The sequence below is a fragment of the Streptomyces sp. NPDC045695 genome (assembly GCF_056432025.1).
The window spans coordinates 133423-149822 of the sequence record NZ_JBWKJU010000012.1 but is presented as its reverse complement, the minus strand read 5'-3'; the positions used below and the strand labels follow the sequence as shown (position 1 = coordinate 149822).

The 16400-nt window shown below is 70.7% G+C and carries 16 protein-coding genes and 1 tRNA gene; 8 read left to right on the top strand and 9 right to left on the bottom strand.

Features of this window, described 5'->3' with window-relative positions; all coding sequences use genetic code 11:
- The first annotated feature begins 125 nt into the window (after positions 1 to 125).
- On the top strand, positions 126 to 941 hold the full coding sequence (locus AC07DU_RS21700) for a helix-turn-helix domain-containing protein (protein ID WP_360900655.1): 816 nt from the start codon (positions 126 to 128) through the stop codon (positions 939 to 941).
- Here AC07DU_RS21700 and AC07DU_RS21695 read toward each other — a convergent pair.
- The 4 genes from AC07DU_RS21695 to AC07DU_RS21680 form a co-directional block, all read right to left on the bottom strand.
- Entirely contained in the window at positions 901 to 2520 is a 1620-nt protein-coding gene (locus AC07DU_RS21695; RefSeq protein ID WP_453371385.1) for an MFS transporter, read from the bottom strand. The genes AC07DU_RS21700 and AC07DU_RS21695 overlap by 41 nt on opposite strands.
- Before the next feature lie 486 nt (positions 2521 to 3006).
- Positions 3007 to 4500 (bottom strand): SulP family inorganic anion transporter, encoded by a 1494-nt coding sequence (locus tag AC07DU_RS21690; protein ID WP_479112967.1) that lies wholly within the window; start codon positions 4498 to 4500, stop codon positions 3007 to 3009.
- Positions 4501 to 4717: 217 nt separating this feature from the next.
- Positions 4718 to 4791 (bottom strand) — tRNA-Pro (locus AC07DU_RS21685).
- 174 nt (positions 4792 to 4965) lie between these two features.
- Positions 4966 to 5904: a metallophosphoesterase gene (locus AC07DU_RS21680; protein WP_360895144.1), complete on the bottom strand. Its 939-nt coding sequence runs from the start codon at positions 5902 to 5904 to the stop codon at positions 4966 to 4968.
- Positions 5905 to 5972: 68 nt separating this feature from the next.
- Between AC07DU_RS21680 and AC07DU_RS21675 the strand changes: the two genes are divergently transcribed.
- A complete protein-coding gene (locus tag AC07DU_RS21675; RefSeq protein WP_360895141.1) occupies positions 5973 to 6434 on the top strand; it encodes a GatB/YqeY domain-containing protein in 462 nt (153 codons plus the stop codon).
- A 96-nt stretch (positions 6435 to 6530) separates the two neighbouring features.
- Here the strand turns inward: AC07DU_RS21675 and AC07DU_RS21670 are convergent, their stop codons facing one another.
- Positions 6531 to 8801, bottom strand: coding sequence for a transglycosylase domain-containing protein (locus tag AC07DU_RS21670; protein ID WP_479112964.1), 2271 nt, complete (start codon positions 8799 to 8801; stop codon positions 6531 to 6533).
- A gap of 385 nt (positions 8802 to 9186) precedes the next feature.
- On the opposite strand from AC07DU_RS21670, the gene AC07DU_RS21665 reads away from it, so the two are divergent.
- Positions 9187 to 9537, top strand: a complete 351-nt coding sequence (locus AC07DU_RS21665; RefSeq protein ID WP_360895135.1) for a WhiB family transcriptional regulator — start codon at positions 9187 to 9189, stop codon at positions 9535 to 9537.
- 29 nt (positions 9538 to 9566) lie between these two features.
- On the opposite strand, the gene bagB is transcribed toward AC07DU_RS21665, so the two are convergent.
- Together bagB and bagA are read right to left on the bottom strand one after the other, a co-directional pair.
- Positions 9567 to 10883 (bottom strand): ATPase BagB, encoded by a 1317-nt coding sequence (gene bagB, locus AC07DU_RS21660; RefSeq protein WP_360895132.1) that lies wholly within the window; start codon positions 10881 to 10883, stop codon positions 9567 to 9569.
- Positions 10880 to 11863 carry an ATPase BagA gene (gene bagA / locus AC07DU_RS21655; RefSeq protein ID WP_360895129.1) on the bottom strand — a complete coding sequence of 328 codons (984 nt, stop codon included), beginning with the start codon at positions 11861 to 11863 and terminating at the stop codon, positions 10880 to 10882. The genes bagB and bagA overlap by 4 nt, the downstream gene beginning before the upstream one ends.
- Positions 11864 to 11935: 72 nt before the next feature.
- Between bagA and AC07DU_RS21650 the strand changes: the two genes are divergently transcribed.
- The 5 genes from AC07DU_RS21650 to AC07DU_RS21630 all read left to right on the top strand — a co-directional run bounded on the left by AC07DU_RS21650 (position 11936) and on the right by AC07DU_RS21630 (position 14720).
- Entirely contained in the window at positions 11936 to 12097 is a 162-nt protein-coding gene (locus tag AC07DU_RS21650; RefSeq protein WP_007264966.1) for a Sp36 family protein, read from the top strand.
- The gene (locus AC07DU_RS21645; RefSeq protein WP_479036128.1) at positions 12094 to 12567 is read left to right on the top strand and encodes a RidA family protein; all 474 of its coding nucleotides are present in this window, start codon (positions 12094 to 12096) and stop codon (positions 12565 to 12567) included. Before AC07DU_RS21650 ends, AC07DU_RS21645 begins: the two co-directional genes overlap by 4 nt.
- A gap of 112 nt (positions 12568 to 12679) precedes the next feature.
- On the top strand, positions 12680 to 13582 hold the full coding sequence (locus AC07DU_RS21640) for an NUDIX hydrolase (RefSeq protein WP_361942428.1): 903 nt from the start codon (positions 12680 to 12682) through the stop codon (positions 13580 to 13582).
- Positions 13579 to 14424, top strand: coding sequence for an MBL fold metallo-hydrolase (locus AC07DU_RS21635; protein WP_360895119.1), 846 nt, complete (start codon positions 13579 to 13581; stop codon positions 14422 to 14424). The genes AC07DU_RS21640 and AC07DU_RS21635 overlap by 4 nt, the downstream gene beginning before the upstream one ends.
- A complete protein-coding gene (locus AC07DU_RS21630) occupies positions 14421 to 14720 on the top strand; it encodes a hypothetical protein (RefSeq protein WP_479112960.1) in 300 nt (99 codons plus the stop codon). Before AC07DU_RS21635 ends, AC07DU_RS21630 begins: the two co-directional genes overlap by 4 nt.
- Positions 14721 to 14773: 53 nt before the next feature.
- Here the strand turns inward: AC07DU_RS21630 and AC07DU_RS21625 are convergent, their stop codons facing one another.
- Both AC07DU_RS21625 and AC07DU_RS21620 read right to left on the bottom strand, forming a co-directional pair.
- Positions 14774 to 15574 (bottom strand): nucleotidyltransferase domain-containing protein, encoded by an 801-nt coding sequence (locus tag AC07DU_RS21625; RefSeq protein WP_479112958.1) that lies wholly within the window; start codon positions 15572 to 15574, stop codon positions 14774 to 14776.
- Positions 15575 to 15719: 145 nt separating this feature from the next.
- Positions 15720 to 16394 carry a Crp/Fnr family transcriptional regulator gene (locus tag AC07DU_RS21620; protein ID WP_003981529.1) on the bottom strand — a complete coding sequence of 225 codons (675 nt, stop codon included), beginning with the start codon at positions 16392 to 16394 and terminating at the stop codon, positions 15720 to 15722.
- Between the last annotated feature and the right edge of the window lie 6 nt (positions 16395 to 16400).

The following is a 16400-nucleotide window of genomic DNA, read 5'->3' as shown; positions in this document are numbered from 1 at the left end:
TGCGTTCCATCCGGTCCACCCGGACGTTTCGGGGGGCCGGACCTCATGGTGGGGGCTGCGCGCGGCGGTGGCCCGAATTCGACGGACCGCCTCAACAGGGGGTGGTGGCAGTAGAATTGGAGCCTGTGATCATCAGTGAGATGCACCCCACGATCGATTATGCGGCCTATTCGAGCATCGTCATCCCGCTTGAGGCCGGGACCGATGTGCCCACCCACAACCACCCGCAGCACCAGCTGACCTGGGCGCCGTCGGGGCTGCTGACGATGACGGTGGACAACTGCCGTTGGGTGGTTCAGCGCTCGCGCGCCCTGTGGATCCCCGGCGGCGTGGACCACGCCGTCATCCCCAACTCGTCCTGCGCCATGCACTCGCTGTACTTCGAACCGGGCGACTGTCCGCTGGACTGGAAGACCCCGACCGTCATCGACGCCACCGGGGTGGTCGGCCCGCTGCTGTCCTACATCGTGGAGCTCGGCGGCCGCGCCCCGGACCGCCGGGCCCGGGCCGTGGACGTGCTGTGGGACCTGATGAAGCCCATGTCGGTCACCATCATCCCGACCATCCTCCCCACCGATCCGCTGGCCCTGCGGATCGCGCTCGCCATCAGACAGGACCCGGCCGACCCCCGGGACCTCGCGGACTGGGGCCGGGAGGTGGGGGCGTCGCCGCGCACCCTCTCGCGCCGGTTCCGCGCCGAGACCGGGGTCAGCTTCGGGAGCTGGCGGACCTTCGAACGCCTCAACGCCGCGCTCCCGATGCTGGGCGAGGGCCAGCCGATCTCCCGGGTGGCCCGCGCCGTCGGCTACAGGACCGCGAGCGCCTTCATCACCGCGTTCCGACGGGAAATCGGCACCACCCCCGCCGCGTACTTCGGCGGGAGCGGTGCCGATTCCGAGGTCACACCGACGCCGGCTCTGGTTCCCGCGTCTTCTCGTTGACCTTGCCGGACCGGCGGCTGTCGATCGCGAAGGTGATGACCGCGAGGACCACGGCGACCGCACCGATGACCGCGCCGAGGTTCGCCAGGGCGTTCATCGCGTCGATCGACGCGCTGTCGGCGACCTGCGTCAGGGCGGGCACGCTGTCCGCGAACTGCGCCGGCACTCCCTCGATCACCTGGTGACCGGCTCCGGAGCCGATCCCCTCGATGAACTGCTCCTTCAGGTCCGGCGGCACCGCGCCGGCCCCGGGGATCGCCGCGAGGCCGGTCTCCGTCTTGTCCTCGGCGACGCGGCTGAACATCGCGCCGAGACCGGCGATGCCCATGGCCATGCCGATCTGGCGCAGCGTGCCGAACGTGGCGCTGGCCATGCCCGCGTTCTCCTGCGAGGCGAAGGTCAGCGACGCGGCCTGGGTGACCGCGGTGATCGCGCCGAGGCCGAGGCCGCCGATGAGCATGCCCGGGACGAAGTGGGTCCACTCGCTGTCGTGGCCGAAGTTGCCCATCAGGTACATGCCCACGGTGACCAGCGCCATGGTGACGGGGAGCGAGACCGCGAGCGGTACGCGCCGGGCGAAGATCGCGGTCAGCGGTGCGGCGATCATCGCGCCGAGGCTGATGGGCAGGAGGCGCAGACCCATCTGCAGCGGGGAGTAGCCGAGCGTGCCGATGAGGAACAGTGCGATGTAGTTGGACGCGGCCATCAGCGTGGCCATGTGCGCGACCGACACGATCGCGGTACCGGAGAAGCCGGGCTTCTTCGCCATCGCGAGGTCGAACAGCGGGTGCTTGGCCTTGACCTGCCACGCCAGGAAGGCGATCAGCAGGACCACCGCGGCGACGAGCAGGCCGATGACCGTGCTCGACGTCCAGCCGAGCGCGTTGCTCCGGGTCAGGGCGAACACGCCGGCCACGAGGCCGCCGGTGAGGAGCACCGAGCCCAGCAGGTCGGCGCGGCGCTCGGGGCTGCTCGCGGACTCGGGCATCTTCAGCCAGGCCAGCACCATGATGCCGATGCCGATCGGCACGTTGATGGTGAAGATCGAGCGCCAGCCGAACTGGGTGACGAGCGCGCCACCGAAGACCGGGCCGGCGACGGTCGCGAGGGCCATGACGGCGCCGTAGATGCCGATCGCCTTCGCGCGGGCCGCCTTCTCGGGGTACGCGACCGACAGCAGCGGCAGCGCGGTGGCGAACAGCATGGCGGCGGCGAAGCCCTGCGCCGCGCGCAGGACGTCGAGCACCACGATCGTGTTGGCGAAGGCCAGGGCCAGCGAGGAGGCGGTGAAGCCGGCCATGCCGAGGATGAACATCCGTCGGCGGCCGAACCGGTCACCGAGCGTGGCGAAGGTCAGCAGGACACCGGCCAGCGGGATCGAGTAGGCGTCGATGACCCACTGGAGGCCGTCGATGGAGGCGTCGAAGTCCTTGCGGATGTCGGCGAGCGCGGCGGAGACGACCGTCGCGTCGAGCATCAGCATGAAGATCGCGACGCAGACCATGAACAGCACCAGCCCAGGCCGGCGTTGCTGGTCGCCCGGTGGTGCCGTGCTTGTCGTCGTCGCAGTCGAGGACATGAGTGCTCCCTGAAGGTTGAACGTGGGTGTCAGTTGCGGAGTGAAGACCTCCATGTGCGGTCGCTGCCGCACTCGTTCACGCTATGGGTCCATCGCGCGGACGGGAACGACGTACGAGGACGACCAATGTCGCGCAGCGGACAACTTTGAACCGGCCTGTCCGCCCGATTGCGCGTAGCGGACACGCACCTGTCCGTACGGGCCGGGGATGCCGGTCGGACACCGGCTCAGATGCCGGTCAGACACCGGTCAGCGCTCGGGGACGACCCCGTCCGCCCCACCCCCGCACGGTGACGAGCATGACGGTGATCCGACCGGCCGGCATCCGCTTCGGCGATTTCGGCGCGATCGGATGCCCCCCTCCGGCTGGCTGAGGGCCGTCCACGCCGAGGGCTGGCAGCACTACGTCGACCGCCTCGCGTCCCGCGCCGAAGGCACCGACCCAGGCCCGGACGCCTGGATGCAACAGCCCGTGGGCCTGGGCCCTCACTGACCTGGTGACAGTTCGCCGCTGAGTGTTCCGTGCAGGCGGGCGCTGTGCTCGTTCAGGCCGACGATCTCCACGCTCTTGCCGAGTCGCCGGTACTTCGTCTCGACGGCGTCCAGGGCGGCGACCGAGGACGCGTCCCAGATGTGCGCGGACGACATGTCGATGACGACCTGGTCGGGGTCCTCGACGTAGTCGAACTGCCCGACCAGTTCATTGGACGAGGCGAAGAACAGCGCGCCGGTCACGCAGTAGACGACCTGGCCGCCGTCCGGATCGAGGACGGACGTGACGTTCACGAGGTGCGCGACGCGCTTCGCGAAGATGACCATCGCCGTGACCGACCCGGCGACGACGCCCACGGCGAGGTTGTGGGTGGCGACCACGCAGCCGACGGTGAGCACCATGACGGTGATCTCGCCGGCCGGCATGCGCCGGAGGGTCTTCGGGGCGATGGAGTGCCAGTCGAAGGTCGCGAAGCAGACCATCACCATGACGGCGACCAGCGCGGCCATCGGGATCCGGGAGACGACCGGCCCGAAGACGATACACAGCACCATCAGGAAGGCGCCGGCGAGGAAGGTCGACAGCCGGGTACGGGCGCCGGACACCTTCACGTTGATCATCGTCTGGCCGATCATCGCGCAGCCGCCCATACCGCCGAAGAACCCGGTGACGATGTTCGCGACGCCCTGGCCCACGGACTCCCGCGTCTTCGAGGACCGCGTGTCGGTGATCTCGTCGACGAGCTTCGCCGTCATCAGCGACTCCATCAGCCCGACCACCGCCATGGCCAGGGCGTACGGGGCGATGAGCGTCAGGGTGTCCAGGGTGAACGGCACGTCCGGCAGCCCCGGAACCGGCAGCGAGGACGGCAGCGCGCCCTTGTCCCCCACGGTCGGCACCGCGATGCCCGCCGCGACGGTGACCGCCGTGAGGATGACGATGGACACCAGCGGGGCCGGGACCACCTTGGTGATCCTCGGGAAGAACACCATCAGCGCGAGCCCGGCGGCGAGCAGCGGATAGACGGCCCACGGCACGTCCCGCATCTCGGGGACCTGCGCCATGAAGACCAGGATGGCGAGGGAGTTGACGAAGCCGACCATCACCGAACGGGGTATGAAGCGGATCAGCTTCGCGACACCGAGCGCCCCGAGCACGATCTGGAAGACCCCTGCGAGGATCACCGCCGCGATCATGTAGCCCAGGCCGTGCTCGCGGTTGAGCGGCGCGATCACGAGCGCGACGGCGCCCGTGGCGGCGGAGATCATCGCGGGCCGCCCGCCCACGACCGCGATCACGACGGCCATCGTGAACGAGGCGAACAGCCCGATCGCGGGATCCACCCCGGCGATGATCGAGAACGAGATCGCCTCGGGGATCAGGGCCAGCGCGACCACGAGACCGCCGAGCACCTCGGTGCGCAGCACCTTCGGCGACAGCCAGGCGGGCGGCGCGGGCCGAAGCGGGCCGCGCGGGCGCGAGGGCACGGAGAAAGGGGAGGAGGACAAGACGATACGGACCTCAGGCTCGGGCACGCCCCAACCGGCGGGCGGGCGCGCGGAGAAGACGCGAAGACGAAGGCCGCCCGGGCTCCTGGAAGAAGCCGACCACGCTCTTCTCCGGAGGTCTCCCTAACGAACTCCGCAGACGCAGGAAGGGCCTGACCCGCGATGCGGATCAAGCCCTTGACCTGGTCTTACGAAGTCGGGGTGGCGGGATTTGAACCCACGACCTCTTCGTCCCGAACGAAGCGCGCTGCCAAGCTGCGCTACACCCCGATCGCCGCCTTGCAGCGTTGCTGCCCTGGCGACATCGATTACTTTAGCGGACCTCTCGCTGGAGACGAAATCCGGTTTTCGCGCAGCGGTCGCGGGACGGTCGCCGGACGGCGGAAACGGCGAGGACCGTGCGGACGGGGCAGACGGGGCGGACGGGGCGGACGGGGTGGACCCCTACGCCTTCGGGGTGAGCGTGAGGAGCGTCGCCTCCGGCGGACACGCGAAGCGCACCGGGGTGAAACGGTTGGTCCCGCAGCCCGCCGAGACGTGCAGGTACGCGCGGTGCCCGCCCGCCTCGTGCGTGGACAGGCCCTTCACCCGCCGGGTGTCCAGGTCGCAGTTGGTGACGAGCGCTCCGTAGAAGGGGATGCACAACTGCCCGCCGTGGGTGTGGCCCGCGAGGATCAGCGGGTACCGGTCGGCGGTGAAGGCTTCGAGGACGCGCAGGTACGGGGCGTGCACCACGGCCATCGAGAAGTCCGCGTCCGCATCCGGGCCACCGGCGACCCGCTCGTAGCGGTCGCGCTTGATGTGCGGGTCGTCGAGACCGGTGAAGGCCAGCTCCAGGCCCTCCAGCTTCAGCCGCGCCCGGGTGTTGGTGAGGTTCTGCCAGCCCGCCGCGTCGAAGGCGTCCCGCAGCTCCTCCCACGGATTGTGGACGGCGCCGACGACCGGCTTGTTGCCGTTCAGACCGTGCCGGCCCTGGACCTTCTCGGTCAGGTAGCGCGCCGGGTTGCGCAGCCGCGGGCCGTAGTAGTCGTTCGACCCGAAGACGTACACCCCGGGGAAGGACATCAGCGGGCCCAGGGCGTCGAGCACCTCGGGGACGCCCTCGGTGTCCGAGAGGTTGTCGCCGGTGTTCACGACGAAGTCCGGGCGCAGGCCCGCCAGGGACTGCAGCCAGGCCTGCTTCTTGCGCTGCCCGCCGACCATGTGGATGTCGGAGACCTGGAGGACGCGCAGCGGGCGCATCCCGGGTGGAAGGACAGGCACCGTGATCCGGCGCAGGCGGAAGGACCGGGCCTCGAAACCGGCGGCATAGGCCACACCCGCGGCCCCCACCGCCGCGATTCCGGCAGCCGCCTTCAGGGGTACTCCGTAACGCGCACGCATGGACCCATCGTCGCAGACCCGGAAAACCGATGGGCGCCACCGGCCCCGCACCTGGCAGACTCAGGTGCATGACCACGCTCAAGGCCAAGCTCCAGGAAGACCTCACGACCGCGATCAGGGAGCGGAACGAGCTGCACTCGTCCACGCTCCGTCTGACCCTCTCCGCCATCACCAACCAGGAGGTCGCGGGCAAGGAGGCACGCGTGCTCTCCGACGAGGAAGTCCTCCGGGTGATCGCCAAGGAGGCGAAGAAGCGCCGCGAGGCCGCGGAGGCCTTCGCCCAGGGCGGGCGTCCCGAGCAGGCCGCCCGGGAGACCGCGGAGGGCGAGTTCCTCGACACGTACCTGCCCAAGCAGCTCACCGACGACGAGCTCGTCGCGATCGTGGCGCAGGCCGTCGCGGAGGCCAAGGCGGCGGGCGCGGAGGGGCCGCGGGCCATGGGCGCCGTCATGAAGATCGTGAACCCGAAGGTCCAGGGGCTGGCGGACGGCGGGCGCGTCGCCGCCGTCGTCAAGCAGCAGCTCTCGTAGCAGCGCCCGCAGCAGTTCTCGTATACACATGAAGGGAGGGCCCCGGCCGCTTGCGGCCGGGGCCCTCCCTTCATGCTGTGCGTCGCGCGCCGACCGCTAATGGTCGTCGCGGCCGCCGATCAGGCCGCCCGGGGAGATCGTGATCCCGGGGAAGGGGGTCTCCGGTTCGGTGCCGCCCGCGCCGCCCGTGGCTCCGGCGGTCTGGCCTCCGGGCCGCCCGCCGGGCTTGCCGTCACCGGGCTTGCCGGGCTTGGTCGGGTTGGTGGGGGGCTTGTTGCCGCGGGGGCCGCCGGAGGGGACGTTCGGTTCCGGGATGCTGACCGTGGTGAAGCGCAGGGCCTCACGGCCGGACAGCGCACCGGTGACCGCGTCCTTCCAGATCGGGCCGGGCAGTCCGCCACCGAAGACCTTCTCGAAGGGCTTCCCGCCGATCACGATGTTCTCCATCGTGATCTTCTTCGCCCCGCCCGAGCCGACCCACACCGCGCCGGAGATGTTCGGGGTGTAGCCCACGAACCAGGCGTTGTAGCGGGAGTCCGTCGTACCGGTCTTGCCCGCGCTGTCCCGGTCGGTCAGACCGGCCCGCTCACCGGTGCCGGAGTCGACCACACCGCTCAGCAGGGTGTTGATGGTGTCGGCGGTCGTCTCCGACATCGCCCGGTCGCACTTGCTCTTGGGGACCGAGAGCGCCTTGCCGTGCGAGTCAGTGATCGACTCGATGGCGACGGGGGTGCAGTAGACGCCGCGGTTGGCGAAGGCCGCGTACGCGTTGGCCATCGTCAGCGGGGACATCTCCTCCGCGCCGAGCGCGATGGCGGGACCGTCGGCCAGCTTGGCACCGCTCGCCGGCACCACGCCGAGCTTCTGCGTCATCTCCGCCACCGGGCACAGGCCGATCTCGGAGATCATCTCGACGAAGTAGGTGTTGATCGACTTCTCCATCGCGGTCCTCAGCGCGTAGGGGCCGATCTCGTCCTCGGTCTCGTTCTCCGCCGATTCCTTCGTGGTGTTGACGTACTGCGTGCCGTCACAGCGGGAGATCCCGCTCGGGTAGTCCATCTTGTTCGGCGCCCCGTACACCTTCGTCGGGGGCAGGCCCCGCTCCAGCGCGGCGGCGGCGATGAACGGCTTGAAGGTCGAGCCGACCTGGAAGCCGAAGTTCGAGCCGCCCATCCGCTTGTCCACGGAGTAGTTGATCTGCGTCTCGTTCTTCCCGAAGCCGTACGGCTTGGACTGACCCATCGCCAGCACCCGGCCGGTGCCCGGCTGGACCATGGTCACAGCCGTCGCGATCGCGTCCTCCTGGTAGACGTGGTCCTTGATCGACTCGTTGGCCGCGTCCTGCGACTGCGGGTCCAGGGTGGTGCGTACAGTCAGACCGCCCTGGTTCCAGACCTTCGCCCGCTCCTCGCGCGTCTTGCCGAAGACCGGGTCGGTCAGGAAGGAGTTGCGCACGTAGTCGCAGAAGAAGCCCGCGCCCTTGACCGCGGTGATGCAGCCGTTCTTGGGCTTGGTCACCTTCAGGGTGACCGGCTTCGCCTTCGCCGCGTCCGCCTCCGCCTGCGAGACGTCCTTGGTGTCGGCCATCCGCTGGAGGACGACGTTGCGGCGCTTCATCGCCTCCTGCGCGTCGTTCACCGGGTCGTACCGGCTCGGCGACTGCACGACGCCCGCCAGCAGCGCGGACTCCTCCAGGGTCAGGTCCTTGGCGGGCTTGCTGAAGTAGCGCTGGGCGGCGGATTCGATTCCGTACGCCTGCTGGCCGAAGTAGGTGATGTTGAGGTAGTTCTCGAGGATTTTCTTCTTCCCGAGCTCCTCCTCGACCTGGATCGAGTACTTCAGCTCGCGGATCTTTCGCCCGAGGCTCTTCTCCTGGGCCTCGCGCACCTTGGTCTCGTCGTCGCCGGCCTCTTCGACGAACACGTTCTTCACGTACTGCTGGGTGAGCGTGGAGGCGCCCTGGGCCGCGCCGCCCTCCTGCGCGTTCTGGTTGACCGCGCGCAGGATGCCCTTGAGGTCGACGGCGCCGTGCTCGTAGAAACGCGAGTCCTCGATCGCGACGATCGCCTTCTGCATGTACGGGGAGATCGCCGTGAGCGGGACCACCTGACGGTCGCGTGAATAGATGGTGGCGATCAGGCCACCTTCCGCGTCCAGAATCGTGGTCCGCTGGCTCAGTGGCGGAGTCTTGAGATTGGCCGGGATCTCATCGAATCCCTCGACCGTGCCCTTGGCTGCCAGCCCCAGGGCGCCTGCGGCCGGAATCGCCATGCCAGCCAGCACAACTCCGGAGAGAACGGACACACCGAGGAACTTGGCGGCCTGCTGGCTCCCCGTGAGCCCGCCGCCCGAGCGCTTCTTTCCCATGGAGGGCAGCCTACGTTCTGATTCGCCGGACACGCGCGAATGCCTTGGCCTAAGCTGTCCCCAACTGTCACAGCAGTGTGGTGCGACATCAACCCCGCGGCTTGATTTTCACCCTTCCCGAATGGGGTGGACTCATGTCCGAATCTCGCCCCTCAGCTGAAGCCGAGCCGCCGATTACACCCGAATTGCCGGAATGGTCGGGCATGTCGCCGGATCACTCCGTCGGGTGATCTGCCGCTTACCCATAGTCCGTTCGGACCATTCAAGATTGGGCCCGTCGGGGGTGTTGCACCGTGCCCGCCTTCCGTAACGTCCTCAACTGGCAGCGGTGAATATGCCGCTACCGCCGTGGGGGAGCCTCGATTCGGGAGAGGACGGCGCCGGGATGGGCTGGGTTACCGACTGGAGTGCGCAGGCAGCCTGCCGCACTACCGATCCGGATGAACTGTTCGTTCAAGGAGCGGCACAGAACAGGGCCAAGGCGGTGTGCACCGGATGTCCGGTGCGGACCGAATGCCTGGCCGACGCGCTCGACAACCGTGTCGAGTTCGGCGTGTGGGGTGGAATGACCGAGCGGGAACGACGTGCGCTGCTGCGCCGGCGTCCCACCGTCACCTCGTGGCGACGGCTGCTCGAAACCGCACGAACGGAGTACGAGCGCAGCACGGACATCCTCACCATGGATGCAGACGCGGAGATCGACGTCCCGTACGAGACGTACGCGGCAGCCGGGTAGATCACACGGCCGCCACGTCGTACGAACGCCTACGCTCCGGCCGGAACCCCGGCCGCGAGTCGCTCTCCGATGGCCCGCAGCCCGGCGAGGTCGTGTACATCGCCGGGCAGGGCGGCCACTTCGGCCACCGCCACCTCCGGGTGCAGTGAGGTGAAGCGATCGCGTGTGCGCTGCTCACGCGCGATCACCTGCATCCGTTCGGCGTGCAGGCGCAGCAGTCCTGCCGTGATCTCGTCCACCTCGGGTGAGTCGTCGGGGTCGTGGTCGGGGTAGTGGTCGGACGAAGGAGCGGACGAAGGACCGGACGCGTGGTCCGGCGAGTCTGCGGCCGCGTCACGAAGTCCAGCTTTCCCGGACTCCTGATCGACAATGCCGCCCTCTTCAAGATTCTCCGCGGCGGCCAACGCCCGTTCGGCCGACAGCTGGTCGGCGCCGCTTGTGTGCACCCGGTTCAACACCAGCCCGGCCAGCGGCATGCGCTCCGCGGCCAGCCGCTCCACGAAGTACGCCGCCTCGCGCAAGGCGTCCGGTTCCGGCGCCGCGACCACGAGGAAGGCCGTGCCGGGAGCCTGGAGCAGCCGGAAGGTCGCGTCCGCGCGCGTGCGAAAGCCCCCGAACATCGTGTCCATCGCGGCGACGAACGTCTGCACGTCCTTCAGCAGCGAGGCCCCCATGAGCTTGCTGAGCGTGCCCGTCATCATCGACATGCCGACATTCAGGAACTTCATGCCGGCCCGGCCGCCCACCTTCGCGGGAGCCATCAGCACCCGGATGAACTTCCCGTCCAGGAAGGACCCGAGGCGCTTGGGCGCGTCCAGGAAGTCCAGCGCTGACCGGCTCGGCGGCGTGTCCACGATGATCAGGTCCCAGTCGTCGCGGGCCCGCAGCTGCCCCAGCTTCTCCATCGCCATGTACTCCTGCGTGCCGGCGAAGCCGGCCGACAGCGACTGGTAGAAGGGGTTCGCGAGGATCGCCCGGGCCCGTTCCGCGTCCGCGTGCGCCTCGACGATCTCGTCGAAGGTCCGCTTCATGTCCAGCATCATGGCGTGCAGTTCGCCGCCGCCCGCCGCGGCGCCCGTCCCCACGGTCGCCACCTTGCGCGGGGTGTTGTCCAGCGAGTCGATCCCCATCGACTGCGCGAGCCGTCGCGCCGGGTCGATCGTGAGCACGACCGCCTTGCGCCCGCGCTCGGCCGCCCGTACGCCGAGCGCGGCGGCCGTGGTGGTCTTGCCGACCCCGCCCGCCCCGCAGCACACGATGATCCGGGTCTGCGGGTCGTCCAGCAGCCCGTCGACCGCCAGCTTCGGCGGAGTGTCGAGGCCCACGGTGTCCACCCCCTCGCTCATTCGGCCACCGTCTGCTTGCGCAGTTCCTTGGCCAGCTCGTACAGCCCGGCCAGATCCATCCCCGCTCCGAGCAGCGGGAGTTCGTACGTCGGCAGGTCCAGCCCCGCCAGGACGGCGCGCTGTTCGCGCTCCAGCTCCACCCGGCTCGCGTGCTCGGCGGCCTGCGCGAGCAGCGGGTCCACCAGCCGCTCGGCCAGCCCGCCGCGGCGCGCGCCGCCCAGGCCCGCCCGGGACAACGCCCGGGCGACCCCGGCGCGGTGGTCGCCGGCGGCGGTGCGCAGGGTGTCCTCGTCCAGGTGGTGCGGCCGCACCATGTTGACGACGACCCGGCCGACGGGCAGCCCGGCCTCCTGGAGCTCGGCGACGCCGTCCGCGGTCTCCTGGACGGGCATCTCCTCCAGGAGGGTGACCAGGTGCACGGCCGTCTCGGGGGACTTGAGCACCTTCATGACGGCCTGCGCCTGGTTGTGGATCGGCCCGAACCGGGCCAGGCCCGCCACCTCGTCGTTGACGTTCAGGAACCGGGTGATCCGCCCGGTCGGCGGCGCGTCCATGATCACGTGGTCGTAGACGAAGCGGCCCGTCTTGTCCTTGCGGCGCACCGCCTCGCAGGCCTTGCCCGTCAGCAGCACGTCGCGCAGCCCGGGGGCGATGGTCGTGGCGAAGTCGATCGCGCCGAGCTTCTTGAGCGCGCGGCCCGCCGAGCCGAGCTTGTAGAACATCTGGAGGTAGTCCAGCAACGCCCGCTCGGCGTCGATGGCGAGCGCGAAGACCTCACCGCTCCCGCCGGGTGCGACCGCGATCTTCCGCTCCTCGTACGGGAGCGCCTCGGCGCCGAAGAGCTGCGCGAGCCCCTGCCTGCCCTCGACCTCCACCAGTAGAGTCCGCTTGCCCTCGCGTGCGAGGGCAAGCGCGAGTGCCGCGGCGACCGTGGTCTTGCCGGTGCCGCCCTTGCCGCTGACCACCTGGAGCCTGCTCACAGCGTCCGAGCCTAACCACTCGGATTCCGGGGCGCGCATGAGCCCCGCATGACAGGCACTACCCTCGCTCCCATGACCAAGAAGTTCGAATACGCGACGGTTCCGCTGCTGGTTCACGCCACCAAGCAGATCCTGGACACCTGGGGCGAGGACGGCTGGGAGCTCGTCCAGGTCGTGCCCGGCCCGAACAACCCCGAGCAGCTCGTGGCCTACCTCAAGCGGGAGAAGGCATGAGCGGTGTCGTCGAGGCCAAGCTGGCCGAACTCGGCCTGACCCTGCCCGAGGTCGTCCCGCCGCTGGCCACCTACCAGCCGGCCGTGCGCTCCGGCTCGTACGTGTACACCGCCGGCCAGCTCCCGATGATCAAGGGCAGCCTGCCGGTCACCGGCAAGGTCGGCGCAGAGGTCTCACCGGAGCAGGCCAAGGAACTGGCCGCCACGTGCGCGCTGAACGCCCTGGCCGCCATCAAGTCGGTCATCGGTGACCTCGACAAGATCGCGCGTGTCGTGAAGGTCGTCGGCTTCATCGCCTCGGCCCCCGACTTCACGGCCCAGCCGGGCGTGCTCAACGGGGCGAGCGAGCTGCTCGGCGCCGTCCTCGGCGACAAGGGCGTCCACGCCCGCAGCGCGGTCGGCGTGGCGGTCCTGCCGCTGGACGCGCCGGTCGAGGTCGAGTTCCAGGTCGAGCTCGTTCCGGGAGCCTGACCCCTCCGGGCGGGGCTGGATCCTTCAGCCCCGTCGGCGTTCGACGCGCGGGGCCCGGGGCGTCGTCCCGGGTCCCCTCGAACATCGGCCCGGATGGCCGTAGCATCCGGCCATGCCGAATGGTCAGCAGCAGCCCCAGCCCGAGCCCCCCGCCGGAGGCCAGTGGTACCCGCCGGAGTGGCCCGCCCGCATCCGCGCGCTCGCGGACGGCTCGCTCACCCCGGTGGCCCCCCGCCGCGCCGCCACCGTGATGCTGCTGCGCGACACCCCCGACGGACCCGCCGTGCACATGCTGCGCCGCCGCGCCTCCATGGCCTTCGCCGGAGGCGCGTACGCCTACCCCGGCGGCGGGGTCGACCCGCGCGACGAGGAGCACCTGGTCGGCTGGGCGGGGCCGTCCCGGGAGGACTGGGCCGATCGCCTCGGCACCGACCCCCTCACCGCGCAGGCCATCGTCTGCGGCGCCGTACGCGAGACCTTCGAGGAGGCGGGCGTCCTGCTCGCCGGTCCGGCCCCGGACACGGTCGTGGGCGACACCACGGGCGACGACTGGGAGAGCGACCGGCAGGCGCTGGTGGCGCGGGAGCTGTCCTTCGCCGAGTTCCTCGACCGCCGCGGCCTGCGGCTGCGCTCCGACCTGCTGGGCGCCTGGGCGCGCTGGATCACCCCCGAGTTCGAGCCGCGGCGCTACGACACGTGGTTCTTCGTGGCCGCCCTCCCCGAGGGCCAGCGCACCCGCAACGCCTCCACCGAGGCGGACCGGACGGTGTGGATCCGCCCGGCCGACGCGGCCGCCGGCTATGACAAGGGCGAGCTGCTGATGATGCCGCCGACCATCTCCACCCTGCGCTCCCTGGAGCCGTACGGGAGCGCCGCCGACGCGCTCGCGGCCGCCGGGGCACAGGACCTGGCCCCGGTACTGGCACGGGCGGCGCTGGAGGACGGCGAGCTGGTGCTCAGCTGGCCGGGCCACGACGAGTTCACCAAGCGAGTGCGCCCCGGAGGCCCCGCATGACCGACGCCGCAGCCCTGCCCGGCCAGCCCCGGGGGGTCGTCACCTCCGGGCCCGCGACCGCCCGCGCGGTCAACGTCCTGGCTCCCAACGCCTCCGCGATGACCCTGGACGGCACCAACACCTGGCTGGTCTCCGAGCCCGACTCCGACCTGGCCGTGGTGATCGACCCGGGCCCGCTGGACGAGGCCCACCTGCGGGCGGTCATCGCCGCCGCCGAAGGGGCGGGCAAGCGGATCGCCCTGACCCTGCTCACCCACGGCCACCCCGACCACGCCGAGGGCGCGGGCCGTTTCGCGGAGCTCACCGGCACCCACGTACGCGCCCTGGACCCGGCCCTGCGCCTCGGCGGCGAGGGGCTGGCCGCGGGGGACGTGATCCGGACCGGTGGTCTGGAGCTGCGCGTGGTCCCGACCCCGGGCCACACCAGCGACTCGCTCTGCTTCCACCTGCCCGCCGACCGGGCCGTGATCACCGGCGACACCATCCTCGGACGTGGCACCACCGTCGTGGCCCACCCCGACGGCCGCCTGGGGGACTACCTGGACTCCCTGCGCCGACTGCGCTCGCTCACCGTGGACGACGGGGTGCACACCATCCTGCCGGGCCACGGTCCGGTCCTGGAGGACGCCCAGGGCGCCGTCGAGTTCTACCTGGCGCACCGCGCACACCGGCTCGCGCAGGTCGAGACCGCCGTCGAGAACGGCTTCGTCACCCCCGAGGCGGTGGTGGCCCATGTCTACGCGGACGTGGACCGCTCCCTGTGGCCAGCCGCGGAATGGTCCGTTCGGGCGCAGCTCGAGTACCTTCAAGATCACGGACTGATCCCTGGAGGGCCCGAATGAACACCATTTTCCTGCTGGTCATGCTGGTCGCCACGGCCGGCTGGATCACCTCGACGGTGACGCTCCGGGTGCAGAGCCTCCAGCGGAAGGCGGACCGCACGGAGCGCCGTCTGGCCCTGGTGCTGGACCACTTCGGCATCGAGGAGCCGGAGCCCGCGGGGATGGACGAGGTGCGCGCCCTGCTCAGGGCCGACCGGACGATCTCGGCGATCAAGGAGTACCGCCGGATCACCGGGGCGGGTCTGGCGGAGGCCAAGCTGGCGGTCGAGGCCCTGGAGCTCACCAAGCAGCCGTAGCGGCTCTCCCGCCCCCTTAGGGCGTCCCGGGGGCCTGTGACGCCCTCAGCGGCCTAGCGGGGCGTCTTCACGCCGTGCCGGGCCGCGTACTCCTCCGCCAGCCAGGGGCCGAGGTCCTCGACGTACGTGCGCAGCACGGCGGGGTCCGGGACCGGGTCCAGCGCCACGGAGGCCGCGGCCCGCATCTGGGCCGCGCGGTCGGGGTAGTACCTGCCGAAGATCTCCGCGGACTCGGCGAGGTCGCTGGTCCAGCCGCCCCACCTGGGCATGACCAGGGTGAACCCGGTGCGCACCAGGTGCCGTGCGAAGGCGCGGGCCAGCTTCCGGTATTCCTGCGGGGTCGACGCCTGCCGCACGCGCTCGCGCCACCGGGGCAGCAGGGCGGCCAGGTCCCCGTTGGTCTCCCGCGCGAGCAGCCCGTCGGGGCGGTAGCGCGGCAGGTGCTCGGCCAGATCCGCGCCCAGCAGCGGGGTGCAGAGGCATGCGAGGAACCAGCCGAGGTCGTACCGCTCGGCCTCGCTCAGCAGCGTGTCCTTGCCGTGGAGGAGGATGCCGACCCCGTCGATCTCCGGGAAGTCCTCGTCGAGCCCGCGCGCCAGCACCTCGGCCGTGTCACGGTCGTCGCCGCCGGGCTCGTGCTGCAGGGCGAGCAGCAGGTCGAGGTCGGAGCGCCCCGGCCGGGCCGTCCCGCGGGGCACGGACCCGTACAGGTAGGCGCTGTGCAGCCGGCGTCCGTACGCCTGCGCCATCCGCTCCCGCGCGGCCGCGACGACGCCCCTGAACTCGCTCTGGACCTGGCCGAGCGACCCCTCCCGCTCGATGTATCCGTACGCGTCCACACCTCTGCGCTCCATGCGTCCACTGTGCGGCTCTCGGTCGCTCCGGGTCGCGCGCGGGTCGCTCCGGCGTTCGAGGCGCTGCCCGCAATGGCATCCGCCCCGATACGCCGAAAGGGGCCCCACCCACCGGGCGGGACCCCTCGAAGGGCTGTGACGAGCGTCAGCGGGACCGCTTCGCGAGGCGCTCCACGTCCAGGAGGATCACCGCGCGGGCCTCCAGGCGGAGCCAGCCGCGGCCCGCGAAGTCCGCCAGGGCCTTGTTCACGGTTTCGCGCGAGGCGCCGACGAGCTGGGCGAGCTCCTCCTGCGTGAGGTCGTGCACCACGTGGATGCCCTCCTCCGACTGCACGCCGAAGCGGCGCGACAGGTCGAGGAGCGCCCGCGCCACACGGCCGGGAACGTCGGAGAAGACCAGGTCGGACATCTGGTCGTTGGTCTTGCGCAGGCGCCGGGCGACGGCGCGCAGCAGCGCGGTCGCGACCTCGGGCCGGGCGTTGAGCCAGGGCTGCAGGTCACCGTGGCCGAGGCCGAGGAGCTTGACCTCGGTCAGCGCGGTGGCGGTGGCGGTGCGGGGGCCCGGGTCGAAGAGCGAGAGCTCGCCGATCAGCTCACCGGGACCGAGGACGGCCAGCATGTTCTCGCGACCGTCGGGGGAGGTGCGGTGCAGCTTCACCTTGCCCTCGGTCACGACATACAGCCGGTCGCCGGGGTCGCCCTCGTGGAACAGGGCGTCACCGCGTGCGAGGGTCACCTCGCCCATGGAGGCGCGGAGCTCCGCGGCCTGCTCGTCATCGAGCGCCGCGAAGAGCGGGGCGCGCCGCAGAACGTCGTCCACGAGTCT